Origin of the sequence: Paraplanobispora takensis, from assembly GCF_016863195.1 — a bacterium.
Taxonomy (GTDB): Bacteria; Actinomycetota; Actinomycetes; order Streptosporangiales; family Streptosporangiaceae; genus Planobispora; species Planobispora takensis.
On the sequence record NZ_BOOK01000032.1, the window covers coordinates 16,948 to 31,411 of the forward strand.

The window sequence follows — 14,464 nt, forward strand, 5'->3', positions numbered from 1 at the left end:
GCATGTCGACCTGTGCCGGCTCAATGGCGATCTCTGTCGCTGACCGCGCTTTCGACCTCCCTTTCTCATCCGCATGACCGTGTGCGATCCGGCATGCCCTTTTTCGAAAGTCACGCTCGTGAAGAGATTCTCCTTTTCCCTGCAGTTGCTGCTGGGCCTCGTCGTCGGCGTCGCCCTCGGGTTCGTCGCCCGTGCCGGTGAGGTCGCCTGGCTCGCCGACACGCTGACCGAGGTCGGCAAGATCTTCGTCCAGCTCCTCAAGCTCGCCGTCCCGCCGCTGGTCTTCACCGCCGTCGTGGTGAGCGTGGCCAACCTGCGCAACGTCAGCGGGGCCGCCAGGCTCGCCGGCAAGACGCTGATGTGGTTCATGATCACGTCGCTGGCCTCGGTGGCCGCGGCCATCGGCCTGGGTCTGCTGATCAACCCGGGCCAGGGCGTCACGATCTCCACCGAGGGCGCCAAGGCCGTGGACCTGGAGGGCGCCGGGACCTGGATCGACTTCCTGACCGGCATCGTCCCGACCAACATCGTCACCGCTTTCACCGAGCTCAACGTCCTCCAGATCGTCTTCCTGGGAGTCGTCCTCGGTGCCGCCGCGATGGCGGTCGGGGAGAAGGCCGAGCCGTTCCTCGACCTGAGCCGCTCGGTGCTGGAGCTGGTCCAGAAGGCCCTGTGGTGGGTCATCCGCCTGGCCCCGATCGGCACCGCGGGCCTGATCGGCAAGTCCGTGGCCACCTACGGCTGGGACCTGCTCGCCCCGCTGGCCAAGCTCAGCGCCGGGGTCTACATCGGCTGCGCCGTCGTGCTGCTGGTGATCTACCCGGTGGTGCTGTCCCTCGTCGGCAAGGTCAGTCCGCTCACCTTCTACCGCAACGCCTGGCCCGCCATCGAGCTGGCCTTCGTCTCGCGCTCCTCGGTCGGCACCATGCCGCTGACCCAGCGGGTCACCACCGAGCGTCTCGGCGTCGACCGCGACTACGCCTCCTTCGCGGTGCCGTTCGGCGCGACCACCAAGATGGACGGCTGCGCCGCGGTCTACCCCGCCCTCGCCGCCATCTTCGTGGCCCAGGTCTTCGGTCTCTCGCTCAACCTCGGCGACTACCTGCTGATCGCGTTCGTCTCCGTGGTGGGCTCCGCCGCCACCGCGGGCCTGACCGGCGCGATCGTGATGCTGACCCTCACCCTCAGCACGCTCGGCCTGCCGCTGGAGGGCGTCGGCCTGCTGCTGGCCATCGACCCGATCCTCGACATGATCCGTACCGCCACCAACGTCACGGGCCAGATGGTGGTCCCGGTCCTGGTCGGCCGGTCGGAGGGCCGCCTGGACGAGGCGGTCTTCAACGCCCCGCCGCAGTCCCTCGACGAGACCCCCGCGGAGCGTGCGGAGACCGCCGAGCCCGGCACCGGTGAGACCGGCAGGGAGCGCGAGCTCGTCTCCGCCTGAGCCGCCCCGATCCGCCTGAACCGTCCCTGAAACGAGCGGGCGGGAGCCTCTCCGGCTCCCGCCCGCTGCCGTTTTCCACGGAGGGAGCCCGCGCCGGACTGCGCTTCAAGGAGCGAGCGGGAGATCGTAAGGTGTCCCGTGCCGGAGCGTATCCCGGGAAAGAGGCGCTGGATGCGGGTTGTGACGGTGGTGCCGATCGTGGTGCTGGCGGCGGCGTGCAGTTCGGCCGAGGTGCCCCGAACCCCGTCGCCGGTGGCGGATCCGCCCTCGGCGACATCCTCGCCCTGGATCGCGGGGGTGAACGATCCGACGCCCGCTCCGTCCCCGGGCGTTTGGACGCAGGAGAACATCTCCGGCGGGGGAGGTTCGATGCGGATCCGGCTGGAGGACATCGCGGTGGTCTCCGCCGACGACGCGTGGGCGGTGGGCGAGATCACCGGGAAGGAGACCAGTGCGGCGATCACGGCCCGCTGGGACGGTCGGCGATGGGACGTGGTGGACGGCCCGTCCAGGTTCGTGCACCTGTCCGCGGTGACCCCTGACGGGCGCGGCGGGATATGGGTCGGCGCGGATTACTGGAGCCATGAGGACAAGCGCGTGGTTCTCCACTATGACGGGCGGAGCTGGACGTACGAACCCACGCCCCGGACATGCAACGACCCCGCCGTGTTCGATCTCGCCTCGGTACCGGGGAGCGATCAGGTGCTCGCGGTCGGCGGTGAACCCTCCTTCGACGAGGACGGCGTGGCATGGGTCTGGACACGCCGCCGAGAATCGACCGTTCTTCCGGCACTCCTTTTACGGCCGGTGCCGATCGGAGAATACGTGCCGGTGTCCGCGCGGGGAATTCCGAGGCGGGGCGGGTGATTTCCTTCCGCCGCCCGCGGTATGGGTGACCGTTTTCCCGGGGCTCTCGTAAGGGAAACCGACCGCTGGTAAGTTTACGTGGTTGCACCGATTGCGACTGGGGCGCTCAAAAAGCTCGCGATCTCGGACATGCCACGCGACGGCGCGTGGGTCATGGAAGGAGCGACGATGCCGGACGTCACGAAGACGATCGAGCGCTGGGAGGCGATCCTCTCCAAGGGGCTGGGGCTCAACGCGCTGAACATCGGCAAGCCCGTGGCCAACTACGGGAAAGGCGATGGCACCTGGCTCTATCTCGAGGGCTTCACCCTCAAGGAGGGTCGTGAGGAATACGACGCCCACATCACCATCACGAAGAGCCCGGTGAAGAAAGCGGACAGCCTGGAATGGACCTACTGTCATTTCACGGCCAACAGGGCGAAGCGGGGGCACATTTTCTACCAGGTCGACGACAACGGTGACTACCGGACCACGACGACGTTGCTGAACATCGAGGGCAAGGTCAGCAACGGCAAGACCCACTACAAGGACGACCAGATCAACGACGCCTCCCTGCAGGAGGCCATCGACCACGACATACGGCTGATCCTCCGGTATCTGGCCCGGGGCTGACGGGCGACCGGCTCGCGGGCGGGAGCCTTCTCCGGGCTCCCGCCCGCTTCGTCGTCCCTCCGGCGAGGCGGGCCTGCGGCCGGTCACTGCACGGTGTAGTTCACGACCAATACGCCGGTGCCGGTCGTCGTCACGTCCTGGAGCCGGAGCGGGATCGGCTTGTCGAACGCGTGGAAGAGCCGTTCGCCGCCGCCGAGGAGCAGCGGGTGGACGAAGAGCGTGTAGGCGTCGACGAGTCCTTCGGCGATCAGCTGCCGGGTCAGCTCGCCGCTGCCGAGCACCGTGACGGTGCCGTCACCGGACTCCTTCAGTGCCCGTACGGCGGGCCCCAGCTCACCCTCGAGACGGGAGGAGTTCGGCCACTCCAGCGAGGCGAGCGTGCGGGTGGCGACGTACTTGGGGGTGGCGTTGAGGTGGGCCGCCATGGCGTTCTCCGGGGGCTGGTGGGGCCAGAAGGCGGCCAGCCGCTGGTAGGTCCTCCTGCCGAACAGGTATGCCGTGGTGGCGCTCTGGCCCTCGGTCCCGCTCTGCTGGGCGACCGGGTCGGCGTACGGCAGGCCCCAGCCGCCGTGCCGGAAGCCGGGATCGTCCTGGTCGGGCCCGTCGAAGCCCTGCATGACCCCGTCCAGGGTCACGAATTCCACGATCGTCAGTGTCCGCATGGCCCGGACACTACACTCCTCTTTTAGGAGTAACAACTACTGAAAGAGGAGTTCCGTGGGAACCTACGACGACCCCTGCGGCATCGCGCGAGCCCTCGACGTGGTCGGGCAGCGCTGGACGCTGCTGGTCGTCCGCGAGCTGCTGCTGGGCCCCAAACGCTTCCGGGACCTGGTGCGCGGACTGCACGGCGTGAGCCAGAACGTGCTGTCCCAGCGGCTCAAGGAACTCGAACAGGCGGGCATCGTCCGGCACGCCACGGCGGGACCGCCGCTGAGCGGCCCGGTCTACGAGCTCACCGAGGACGGCGTCGCCCTCGAACCGATTCTCCTCGCGCTCGGCCGGTGGGGCCGCCGCCGGCCGCAGACCGCCACGGGCCCGATGAGCGCCGACGCGCTGCTGGTGGCGTTTCGCACGACCTTCGATCCGCAGGTGGCGGGCGACCTGGCGGTCGAGGTCGAACTGCGCGTCGGCGACGACCGCGCGACCCTGACCGTCGAAGCCGGGCGGCTGACGGTGCGGCGCGCTCCGGCGCCGCGCCCGGACGCGATCATCACCGGCGACGTCGCCGGCATCCGCACCCTGGTGTACCGCGGAACCGAGGCGAGCGGCGTCACCGTCGACGGCGACCGGGAGGCCGTACAGGCCTTGACCGCCGCCCTGCGCTGAGCGCCGCCCGTGAGCGTCCGGCCCGTCGTCCCCTCCCGGGAAGGGGGCGGCGTACTGGCGGCCCGGCCGCGCCGCGGTCATGATGAGGCCCGCGGGCCTCGCCGAGGCCGTCGGCCGGGAGGGCGTCTCGCATCCCGTCGGGACCGTGCGCACCGGGGGCGACCATGAGCGACGCCGTGTGGATCGTGGACATCGACGGCACGCTCGCCCTGCGCGAGAACCGCGGCCCCTACGACTGGGACCGGGTGGGGGAGGACCTGCCGAACCCTCCCGTCGTCGCGATCGTCCGGGCGCTCATCCTCGCCGGCCACCCGATCGCGTACGTGTCGGGGCGTCCGGAGAGGACCCGCCGGGTCACCGAACGCTGGCTGCGGGCCAACGTCGGGCACCTCGACGCCGCCGAAGGACTGTGGCTGCGGCCCAACGGCGACCGCCGGCCCGACACGGTCTGGAAGGCCGAGGTCCACCGCGAGCACTTCGCCCACCGGGAGGTCGCCGCGGTCATCGAGGACCGGGCGCGGGTCGTGGCGATGTGGCGTTCGCTGGGGCTCACCGTGGTCCAGGTCGCCGAGGGGAACTACTGACCCCTCCGCCGGGGGCGGGGGAGCGGCCCCGGGGAAAGCCGGGACGGTCGCGGGCGGAGCCGGGAACCGATCGTGCGGAAAGCCGGGACGGCCGGAGAGACCCCGGAGCTGTTGCGGGCGGGACCTGGAAGCGGTTGCGAGGAAAGCCTCAGATCGTCCTTTGCCGGCCGATGAAGGGGGTTACCACCGCTTGACGCGTGCGTCGTGCCCAGGAGGGGCCGCGCGCCGAGCATTCAACGGCTCACGGAGGAGCTCCCTTGAACGCCACACCCCAGTCCTCGCCGTCCGGCGTGCCCGGCCGCCGTACCGCCCCGCAGACCGGCCGCCGCCGTGCCGCCTCGCTGCTCACCGCGGTCGCCCTGACCTCCGGCGCGCTGGTCGTCGCCGCCGCCCCCGCCCAGGCCGTCGTGCCCGTCACCTGCGTGACGCCCGGCTTCGCCACCGCGGTCGCCCACCCGGTCGGCGCCAACCCGCGGGGCCTGGTCACGGCCGATCTCAACGGCGACGGCGAAGGCGACCTCGTCACGGCCGACTCGGGCGCCGGCGCTCTGTCGGTGCTGCTCGGCACCGGGACCGGCTCCTTCCAGCCGGCCACGACCGTCCCCTCCGGAGTGAGGCCGGTCCAGATCGCCAAGGGTGACTTCAACGGGGACGGCGACACCGACCTGGCGGTGGCCAACGACTCCGTCGACGACATCTCGGTGCTGCTCGGAAACGGCGACGGCACCTTCCAGCCGGCCGTCACCCGCGTCGTGACGGGCAACCCCTCCGGTGTCGTGGCGGGCGACTTCGACGGGGACGGTGACACCGACCTGGTGGTCACCGGCAGCGAGATCAGCAACAACCTCATCGTGACCACCACGACCGCGTACGTCACGGTGCTGGAGGGTGCCGGTGACGGCACCTTCACCCCGGGCCCCGCCCTCTCCCTGGGGTCGGGAACGATCTCCTCTCCCGCGCTGGGCGACTTCGACGAGGACGGCCGCACCGACCTGGCGGCCGTCCGCGGCGGTTCCATGATCGGCATGCCGTCGGGGTCCGCCTTCATCCTTCCGGGCGCCGGGGGCGGAGCCTTCCGGGCGCCGGTCACCCTCTCCTCCGCGCCGGGCGTCATGAGGGTCGCCGTGGGCGACCTCGACGGGGACGGCCACGACGACCTGGTCGCGACGGAGTTCATGGGCATCGGCCTGTCGGTGCTTCCCGGCAACGGCGACGGCACGTTCGACACGCCCACGATCTACCCGGCGGGCACGCCGCGCAGCGACCTCGCGGTGGGAGACGTCACCGCCGACGGCAGGACCGACGTGGTGGTGGCGACCGGGAACACCCCGGGCACGCTGTCGGTGTTCGCGGGCGCCGGCGGCGGCACGCTCCGGCCGGCCATCGGCTACGGCACCGGCAACACCCCCACGCAGCCCGTGCTGAGCGACTTCAACGGCGACGGCAAGGCCGACATGGCGACGGCGGACTATCTCTCCGGCACCGTCTCGGTGCTGCTGAACACCTGCACCGGCCCCGTCCTCACGCCGGTGAACCCTCCCGCCGCCCCCGCGCCGAAGCCGGTCCCCACGGCCAAGCCGAAGCCGGTCCCCGCGGCCAAGCCGAAGCCCGCTCCCAAGGTCAAGCTCACGCCGAAGGCCAAGGCGAAGGTCACGGTCAAGAAGCTGAAGAAGGTGCGGGGCGGCGGAATCGCGTGATCGTCCGGCCGCGGACGCGTGTGAGATCCGTTCGGGTTTGGCCGGGTGGCCACTCCGTGTCACAGTGAACGGGCGGGGCCTCGACGGCTCCGCCCGTTCACTGTCTTCCCGGGGTGCCCGCCGCTCCCGCCGGGCCGCGCCGGCTCCGGCGGACGTGTTTCCCGACTCGCCCGTCCCCACGGGCGTGAAATGGATACCTTGATCGGGGTACGGTGCCGGCCCCGTAGTGTGCCACCCGGGCGAGGAGGAGTCCGTGAACAGAGAGCTGTCGGTTCACGTCACCCGTTACGCCGGGCCCCGGTGCGCCGTGGTCACCGTCAGCGGCGACCTGGACAAGATGTCCGTCCCGCTGCTGAAGAACGCCGTCAACGAGCTCGTCGTCATGGGCAACCCGCGCATCGTCCTGGACGTGGAGGGCCTGACCTTCTGCGACTCGACCGGCCTGGGGGCGTTCGTCGCCGCGATGCGCGCCACCTCGCAGGCCAGCGGGTGGCTGCGCCTGGCCGGCGTCCCCGGCCACCTGGAGAACATCCTGTGCGTGACCGACCTCTACCGGCGCTTCCTCATCGACCCGGACGTGATCCGGTCCCTGGAGCACGCCTTCGAGGAGTAGGTCCGGCCCGGCCCGACGCGGCCGGAGCCTCCGCAGGGGGCTGATCGCTCTGACAGGGGCCCCTCGGTGCAGGACAATGACGAAGAGGCCCGGGACCGGGCCGGTGGCGGCCGTGTTCCCAGGCCGGGCCGCGGCGCGCACGCCCCAACCCGCGCGCGTGCTGCCGGGCCTGCCGCGGCCGGAGGGAGGAGCGTGCATGGACGCGGTCTCGATCGGTACGGCCGTGCAGGACACGCTGGACGTGGTACTGCGCGGGGAGATCGATTTCACCAACGCGGCCTGGATCGGGCAGACCGTCCGCACCGCCGTGGCCGACCGGCGGCCGGCGTCGGTGCGGGTGGAGATGGCCGAGGTCGCGTTCCTGGACTCCGCCGGCGTCGGCGTGCTCGTGGAGATCATGAAAGCGGCGGAGGCGGCCGGCGCGGCCTTCAGGGTGGAGCATCCCAGCTCCAGGGTGCTCGACCAGTTGCGCACGGCGGGGCTGCTGGCGGCCTTCGGGCTCGCCTGAGTCCGAGCCTGAGCCGCAGCCGGGGTTCCCCGGTCCCGGTCCCGGCACCGGATCATGGACATCGGCAGAGGTCGCCGGACAGGTGACGGAGAGGTCTGGGCGGGTTGATGGAGTCGAGACGGGATTACCTGAACCGCCTGGCCGACATCGACGCCAGGATCGAGCAGGCGCGGGTCGGTCCCGACGTCGTGCTCGCCAGGGCGGCCGGGCTGCTCGCCGGGCGGGCCGGGTGCCGGGTGGACGAGGCGCACGCCCACCTGCTGGAGATGGCGGCCGAGCAGGGGCGCGCCGCGCAGGAGGTGGCCGCGGAGCTCCTGGCGGCGGCCGAGAGCCGTACGCGGGTGGGCCCCGACCGGCTCCGCGCCGTGGTCGAGGGGACCTTCGGGGAAGCGCCCCGTGCCGACCGCGGCCTCGGCCGGCCGGTGTCCGGCCTGCGGCCCGCCCCGGCCGACTGGGCGGCCGTCGTGCAGCAGGTCCTCGACGTGACGCCGGGAAGACATGTCGTGCTGGTGCCGGTGCGCCGCGGGACCGGCGGCCTCGCGGGCACCGGTGCCGAGGGCGGGGGCGTCGCGGACCCGGAGATCGAAGGCGCGGGTACCGCGGGCGCGGACACCGGGAACCCGTGCGTCGGCGTCGGGGACGGCGGGGGCGGCGCGACCGCTGCGGACAGCGAGGACGTCGAGGACAGCGAGGACGTCGAGGACTACGTGTTCGTGGCGGTGAGTCCGTCGGTGGTGGACATGTCCGGGCGGCGGGGTGCTCAGATCGTGGGCCGCCGGGTGAGCGAGATCTACCCCGCCATCGTGGGCGGGGTCGTATGGGAGGCGTGGCGTGACGCGATCGCCGACGGCACGCCACGGGAGGTCGGCCCCATCTCCTACGTCAGCCCGGCCGACCACGCGCCGGTGGATGTGAGCCTCACCGTCCGGGTGCACCCGATCGGCGACGGGCTGCTCAACAGCTGGGTGCGCCACGACGAGGAGATGCGTCTGTCCGAGCGCATGGCCTACACCGAACGCCTGGGCAACCTCGGCTGGGGCGAGTGGGACCTGGTCACCGGGAAGATCATCTGGTCGGAGGGGCTGTACCGCATCTATGAGCGCGACCCCGCCGACGGCCCGATGCCCAGCGAGGAGAGCGAGGCCCTCACCCTGCCCGAGGACGTCCCGTTGCGGCTGCAGGCCGTCGAGCGGTTCGGGCGCGGAGAAGCGGTCGACATGGTCTACCGGATCCGGATCGGCGGCGGGATCAAGCACATCCGCGCCATCGCCGACGCGGACCGTGACTCCGACGGGCGGCCGGTCAAGGTCTACGGCATCATCCAGGACGTCACCGCCCGCGAGACCAGCCGCGTCCGGCTCACCGAGGTCGAGCGGCAGCTGCGTGAGCACCGGCGGAGCCTGGCCGCCGAGCACCGGCTCACCGTACAGCTGCAGCAGATCGTGCTGCCCGTCCCCGACGCCCCGGTCGACCTGCCCGGCCTGCGGTTCGCCGTACGCTATATGCCCGCCGAGCAGGCCAGCCGGGTCGGAGGCGACTGGTACCACGCCGCGGTCGCCGGGGACGGCAGCGTGATCCTCGCCGTCGGCGACATCGCCGGGCACGGCCTGCACGCCGCCGCCTCCATGGCCCGGCTGCGCCACGCCCTGGACGCCCTGACCGTCACCACCACCAGCCGGCCCGCCGAACTGCTCTCCTTCCTCAACCGGCTGCTGTACTCCGGCAGCCCGGCGGCCGACGCCATGCCGGTCACCGCGACCGCGGCGGTGGCCCGCTACGACCCGTCCACGGGGGAGCTGGTGTGGGCACAGGCCGGTCATCCGGCGCCGCTGCGCACCCGGGGCGGCGTCACCGCCGAGCTGAACCGGCCGCGGGGTCCCCTGCTGGGGGCGTTCCCCGACGCGCGGTACACCACCGCCACCACCACCCTCAGGCCCGGCGACCTGCTGCTGTTCTACACCGACGGGCTCATCGAGCAGCGCGACCGCTCCATGGAGGAGGGGCTGGCCCCGGTCGTGGCCACCCTCGACCGCATCTCGGCAGAGGGCGGGGAGCACCCCCTGGCGGACCTGCTCGCGCAGCTGCACCATGCCAATCCCGACGACGACGCCTGCATCCTCGTCGCCCGCCCGCTGGCCCCACCCGGCGGGGGAGCGGAGCAGGGAGGAGACGGTCATGGGTGAGCCCACCGGCGGGGGAGCGGACGACCTCGTCGGCGGGAGGCCGGACGGGCCCGCGGGAGAGGGGGAGCGGACCGGTCGCCCCCGCCCTCCGCGGACCTGCCGGGCCGGGCGCGGTGGAGGCGGGGCGGGCGCACCCGGCGGCGGCGCGCTCATTAGCATGCGGGCATGACCGCCATCCACGCCCGGCGCCGCGAGCGCGTCGCCGCTCTGCTCCCCGCCCACGAGGCCGGCGCGATCCTGGTCTCCCGCGCCGTCAACGTGCGCTATCTGACCGGCCTGGCCAGCTCGAACGCGGCGGTGCTCGTCCGGGCGGACGCCACGGCCGTGCTGGCCACCGACTCGCGTTACGCCGAGACCGCGCGGGCGGTCTGCCAGGGCTGTGCGGACATCGAGGTGCTGGAGGAGCGCGACGTCGCCGCGGCGCTGGTCTCCCGCGCCTCCCGGATCGCGGTCGAGGCCCACCACATGCCCGTCGCCGACTACTTCCGGCTCGGGGAGGGGCTGCTGCGGACCACCGGGCTGGTGGAGTCGGTGCGCACGGTCAAGGACGAGACCGAGATCGACCTGCTGCGCACCGCGTGCGCGATCACCGACCAGGCCTTCGCCGACGTGCTGCCCACGCTGCGCCCCGGCCTGACCGAACGGGAGGTCGCCAGGGCGCTGGAGGCCCGGATGGCGGAGCTGGGCGCCGACAAGCCCGCCTTCGACACGATCGTGGCCGGCGGGCCCAACGGCTCCGTGCCGCACCACTCGCCCACCGACCGGCCGCTGGAGCGCGGGGACCTGGTCACGATGGACTTCGGCGCCATGCACGCGGGCTACCACGCGGACATGACGCGGACCGTGGCGATCGGCGAGCCCGCCGCCTGGCAGCGCGAGCTGTACGAGCTGGTCCGCGCCGCCCAGCGGGCCGGCCGCCATGCCGTACGGCCCGGCGCCGCCACGCACGAGGTGGACGCGGCGGCCCGCGACGTGATCACCGAGGCGGGGTACGGCGAGCACTTCGGCCACGGCCTCGGCCACGGCGTCGGCCTGGAGATCCACGAGGAGCCGTTCCTGTTCCCGGCGACGCCGGAGCCCCGGCGCGAGCACGGTAGACTAGACGATCGAGTTCCGGTCACCGTTGAGCCTGGGGTTTACCTGCGGGGCAGGGGCGGCGTCCGCATCGAGGACACGCTCGTGACGCGTGAGGACGGACCGGAGCTCCTCACACGGACGACCAAAGAGCTGCTTGTCCTTTAAAGAGCGGCCGTACGCAGGAGAAACCAGTGGCGACGACGAACGACCTCAAAAACGGCCTCGTGCTCAAGCTCGAGGGCGGTGAGCTCTGGACGGTGGTGGAGTTCCAGCACGTCAAGCCCGGCAAGGGTGGCGCGTTCGTGCGCACCAAGCTGAAGAACGTGCGGTCGGGCAAGGTCGTCGACAAGACCTTCAACGCCGGCGTCAAGGTCGAGGTGGCCAACGTCGACAAGCGTGAGATGCAGTTCTCCTACATGGACGGCGACGAGTTCGTCTTCATGGACACCGAGACCTACGACATGCTCCACGTCTCCCGGACCGCGGTCGGCGGCGCCGCCGACTACCTCCTGGAGAACATGCTCGCCACCGTGGCGATCAACGAGGGCAACGTGCTCTACATCGACCTGCCCGCGGCCGTCGAGCTGACCATCGCCGAGACCGAGCCCGGCCTGCAGGGCGACCGCTCCACCGGTGGCACCAAGCCGGCCAAGCTGGAGACCGGCGCGGAGATCAAGGTCCCGCTGTTCATCACGACGGGCGAGAAGGTCAAGGTCGACACCCGCACCGGCGATTACCTCGGCCGCGCCTGATGTCGGCACGGGGTAAGGCGCGCAGGCGCGCGCTGGACATCCTGTTCGAGGCAGAGGCCCGCGGCGAGGACCCCCTCAAGGTCCTCGCCGAGCGCCTGGAGCGGAAAGAACCGCCCGTCAACGAATACACCGCCGCCCTCGTCGAAGGAGTGTGCCGGCACCGGGCGCGCATCGACGAGCTGATCACCACCTACGCCGAGGGCTGGACGCTCGACCGCATGCCCGCGGTCGACCGCAACCTGCTGCGGGGCGGCACCTACGAGCTGCTGTGGATGCCGGACGTCCCCGAGGGCGTCGTCATCAGCGAGTGGGTCGGCCTGGCGGCCGAACTGTCGACGGACGAGTCGCCGCAGTTCGTCAACGGCCTGATGGCCCGGTTCAAGCAGCTCAAGCCCTCCCTGGCGCTGTAGGCCCGCGGGGGGCGCGGCCCCCCGCGGCCCTTGCGCGGAGCGCATCCTCCCGAGGCGTGCCCCGTCCCGGCTCTCCCGCCCCGCCGCCCCGGCCCCTCCTCCCATGCGGCGATCGCCCGGCGGGAAAGACTCGCCCAACGGCGAGTACGGATCGTCTGGACGGTTCCCGCGGCGGCGCGGCGTAAGCTGGGCTGGTCACCGAAAGAGGAGGCGAACCGAAGTTGCACGCCGTAGGCCTCTCGCGGCACTCGGGCACCCCGGCCGTCCGCACCGCCGTCGTCTGGGACGTCCTGAGGGAGACGCTGGCCGCCCGGGTGGCGGCCGCCGGCCGTGACCGGCTCGACATCGTCGACGCGGGTGGCGGCACCGGAGGGTTCGCCGTGCCCCTGGCCGAGCTCGGGCACGCCGTCACCGTCGTCGATCCCAGCCCCGACTCGCTGGCCGCGCTGGAACGCCGCGCGGCCGAGGCGGGGGTGGGCGTGCGGGCGCTGCAGGGCGACGCCGCGGACCTGGGCGAGCTCCTGCCGCCCGACACCGCCGACCTGGTCCTGTGCCACAGCGTGCTGGAGTACGTCGAAGAACCCGCCGGCGCCCTGGCCGCCATGGCGGGCCTGGTGCGCGAGGGCGGCGTGATCAGCGTCCTGGCCGCCAACCCGCTCGCCGCCGCGCTGCACCGCTCGGTCTCCGGGCGGTTCGAGGAGGCCCGCCGGGTCCTTGAGGACCCCGAGGGCCGCTGGGGCGACCGCGACCCCACGCCCCGGCGCTTCACGCGCGAGTCGCTGCTCGTGCTCCTGGCCGGAGCCGGGTTGCGCCCCGGAGAGGTGCACGGCGTGCGGATCTTCGCCGACCTGGTGCCGAGCAGGCTGCTGGACGGCGAGCCCGGCGCCGCGGCCGCCCTGGTCGCCCTGGAGCAGGCGGCGGCCGCCCATCCGGTCCTGCGGGACATCGCCACCCAGCTGCACGTCCTCGGCCACCGGTGAGGCTTGGATCGAACAGGCGTTCACATAGGATGACGTCGTGTCGAGCAAACAGCAGGTGCCGCGTCCGGACGCCCGCCTGGGCGACGATGACACCGGTTGCCCGATCCTCCATGTGGACATGGACGCCTTCTTCGCCAGCGTCGAGCTGCGCGAGCGCCCCGAACTGCGGGGCATGCCGGTCATCGTCGGCCGGCCCGGCGGACGCGGCGTGGTCCTCAGCGCGACCTACGAGGCCAGGAGGTTCGGGGTGCACTCGGCGATGCCCATGACCCGCGCCCGCCGCCTCTGCCCGCGGGCGGTGATCATCCCGCCGAGCCACGGGAAGTACTCCCGGGTCTCCCGGAGCGTCATGGAGATCTTCCGGAGCATCACCCCCGAGGTGGAGCCGATCGCCTCCGACGAGGCGTTCCTCGACGTCTCCGGGGCCCGCAGGCGGCTCGGCCCCCCGGCCGCGATCGCCGCCGTGATCCGCGAGCGGGTCGTCGCCGAGCACGGGATCACCTGCTCGGTGGGAGTGGCGAGCACCAAGTTCGTGGCCAAGCTGGCCTCGCGGCACTGCAAGCCCGACGGCCTGTTCGTCGTCCCGGCCGACCAGGTGGTCGACTTCCTCCACCCGCTGCCCGTGGCGGCCCTGTGGGGCGTCGGGGAGCGCACGGAGCAGACCCTGGTGCGCCTGGGCATCAAGACGGTCGGCGATCTCGCCGGGACCCCCGTGGAGACCCTCTCGGCGGCGCTCGGCCATGCGGCCGGCACCCACCTGGCGGCGCTCGCCTGGGGCCGCGACGAGCGGCCCGTCACCCCGCACACCCCTGACAAGAGCATCGGCGCCGAAGAGACATTCGCCACAGATATCGGCGACCCGGTCGAGATCCGCAGGGAGTTGCTGAGGCTGTCCGAGCGCGTCGCGGCCCGGCTGCGGGAGGGCGGTCACGTCGGCCGCACGGTCAGCGTCAAGCTCCGCCGGGCCGATTTCACGACCCTGTCCCGGTCCCGGACCCTGCGGGAATCGACCGACGTCGCCCAGGAGATCTACGCGACCGCCTGCGAGCTGTACACCGCCTCAGGCCTGGAGAACACGGCACTCCGGCTGGTCGGCGTGCGGGTGGAGAACCTGCTCGCCGCCGACGGAGCGGCCCGGCAGCTCAGCCTCGGAGAGCCCGAGAAGGGCTGGCGGGAGGCCGAGCGGGCGATGGACAGAGCGGCCCGCAGGTTCGGTCGTGACGCGGTACTTCCGGCCTCCCTCGTCCGCCCTCCGTTTGATGGAATGGATCTATGACGTCACCTCCGGTTTGGACTACGTTGGACGTTTTCTTTCGTCTACGTCTACAGCCTCGTATTCTGGGGATAACCGACCGCGAGGTTCGGACACCCCGTGTCGTCCGTCACCGTCTTCCCCGTCCTGGGGCCG

15 protein-coding genes are annotated in these 14,464 nt (G+C 72.0%); 14 read left to right on the forward strand and 1 reads right to left on the reverse strand.

Going from position 1 to position 14,464, the window contains the following annotated elements; translation table 11 throughout:
* Positions 1–118 precede the first annotated feature (118 nt).
* The 3 genes from Pta02_RS21785 to Pta02_RS21795 all read left to right on the forward strand — a co-directional run bounded on the left by Pta02_RS21785 (position 119) and on the right by Pta02_RS21795 (position 2,923).
* Positions 119–1,444, forward strand: coding sequence for a dicarboxylate/amino acid:cation symporter (locus tag Pta02_RS21785; RefSeq protein WP_239131134.1), 1,326 nt, complete (start codon positions 119–121; stop codon positions 1,442–1,444).
* Between the two features lie 369 nt (positions 1,445–1,813).
* The gene (locus tag Pta02_RS21790; RefSeq protein WP_203876742.1) at positions 1,814–2,311 is read left to right on the forward strand and encodes a hypothetical protein; all 498 of its coding nucleotides are present in this window, start codon (positions 1,814–1,816) and stop codon (positions 2,309–2,311) included.
* A gap of 153 nt (positions 2,312–2,464) precedes the next feature.
* Complete coding sequence (locus Pta02_RS21795; RefSeq protein ID WP_203876743.1) at positions 2,465–2,923, forward strand: hypothetical protein; 459 nt, start codon at positions 2,465–2,467, stop codon at positions 2,921–2,923.
* Between the two features lie 83 nt (positions 2,924–3,006).
* Here Pta02_RS21795 and Pta02_RS21800 read toward each other — a convergent pair whose 3' ends face one another.
* Entirely contained in the window at positions 3,007–3,585 is a 579-nt protein-coding gene (locus Pta02_RS21800) for a dihydrofolate reductase family protein (RefSeq protein WP_203876744.1), read from the reverse strand.
* 55 nt (positions 3,586–3,640) lie between these two features.
* On the opposite strand from Pta02_RS21800, the gene Pta02_RS21805 reads away from it, so the two are divergent.
* The 11 genes from Pta02_RS21805 (at position 3,641) to dinB (ending at position 14,332) form a co-directional block, all read left to right on the forward strand.
* Positions 3,641–4,252 carry a winged helix-turn-helix transcriptional regulator gene (locus Pta02_RS21805; RefSeq protein WP_203876745.1) on the forward strand — a complete coding sequence of 204 codons (612 nt, stop codon included), beginning with the start codon at positions 3,641–3,643 and terminating at the stop codon, positions 4,250–4,252.
* A gap of 164 nt (positions 4,253–4,416) precedes the next feature.
* Positions 4,417–4,836, forward strand: coding sequence for a phosphatase domain-containing protein (locus tag Pta02_RS21810; protein WP_203876746.1), 420 nt, complete (start codon positions 4,417–4,419; stop codon positions 4,834–4,836).
* Positions 4,837–5,093: 257 nt separating this feature from the next.
* Complete coding sequence (locus tag Pta02_RS21815) at positions 5,094–6,533, forward strand: FG-GAP repeat domain-containing protein (protein WP_203876747.1); 1,440 nt, start codon at positions 5,094–5,096, stop codon at positions 6,531–6,533.
* Between the two features lie 253 nt (positions 6,534–6,786).
* Positions 6,787–7,146 carry an STAS domain-containing protein gene (locus Pta02_RS21820; RefSeq protein WP_203876748.1) on the forward strand — a complete coding sequence of 120 codons (360 nt, stop codon included), beginning with the start codon at positions 6,787–6,789 and terminating at the stop codon, positions 7,144–7,146.
* A 196-nt stretch (positions 7,147–7,342) separates the two neighbouring features.
* A complete protein-coding gene (locus tag Pta02_RS21825; RefSeq protein ID WP_203876749.1) occupies positions 7,343–7,654 on the forward strand; it encodes an STAS domain-containing protein in 312 nt (103 codons plus the stop codon).
* Between the two features lie 107 nt (positions 7,655–7,761).
* A complete protein-coding gene (locus Pta02_RS21830; RefSeq protein ID WP_239131135.1) occupies positions 7,762–9,837 on the forward strand; it encodes a PP2C family protein-serine/threonine phosphatase in 2,076 nt (691 codons plus the stop codon).
* 165 nt (positions 9,838–10,002) lie between these two features.
* Positions 10,003–11,079 carry a M24 family metallopeptidase gene (locus Pta02_RS21835; RefSeq protein WP_203876750.1) on the forward strand — a complete coding sequence of 359 codons (1,077 nt, stop codon included), beginning with the start codon at positions 10,003–10,005 and terminating at the stop codon, positions 11,077–11,079.
* Positions 11,080–11,105: 26 nt separating this feature from the next.
* Positions 11,106–11,666 (forward strand): elongation factor P, encoded by a 561-nt coding sequence (gene efp / locus Pta02_RS21840; protein WP_203876751.1) that lies wholly within the window; start codon positions 11,106–11,108, stop codon positions 11,664–11,666.
* The gene (nusB, locus tag Pta02_RS21845) at positions 11,666–12,076 is read left to right on the forward strand and encodes a transcription antitermination factor NusB (RefSeq protein WP_203876752.1); all 411 of its coding nucleotides are present in this window, start codon (positions 11,666–11,668) and stop codon (positions 12,074–12,076) included. Before efp ends, nusB begins: the two co-directional genes overlap by 1 nt.
* 221 nt (positions 12,077–12,297) lie before the next feature.
* Entirely contained in the window at positions 12,298–13,056 is a 759-nt protein-coding gene (locus tag Pta02_RS21850; RefSeq protein WP_203876753.1) for a class I SAM-dependent methyltransferase, read from the forward strand.
* 37 nt (positions 13,057–13,093) lie between these two features.
* Positions 13,094–14,332 (forward strand): DNA polymerase IV, encoded by a 1,239-nt coding sequence (gene dinB, locus Pta02_RS21855; RefSeq protein WP_203876754.1) that lies wholly within the window; start codon positions 13,094–13,096, stop codon positions 14,330–14,332.
* Positions 14,333–14,464 lie beyond the last annotated feature (132 nt).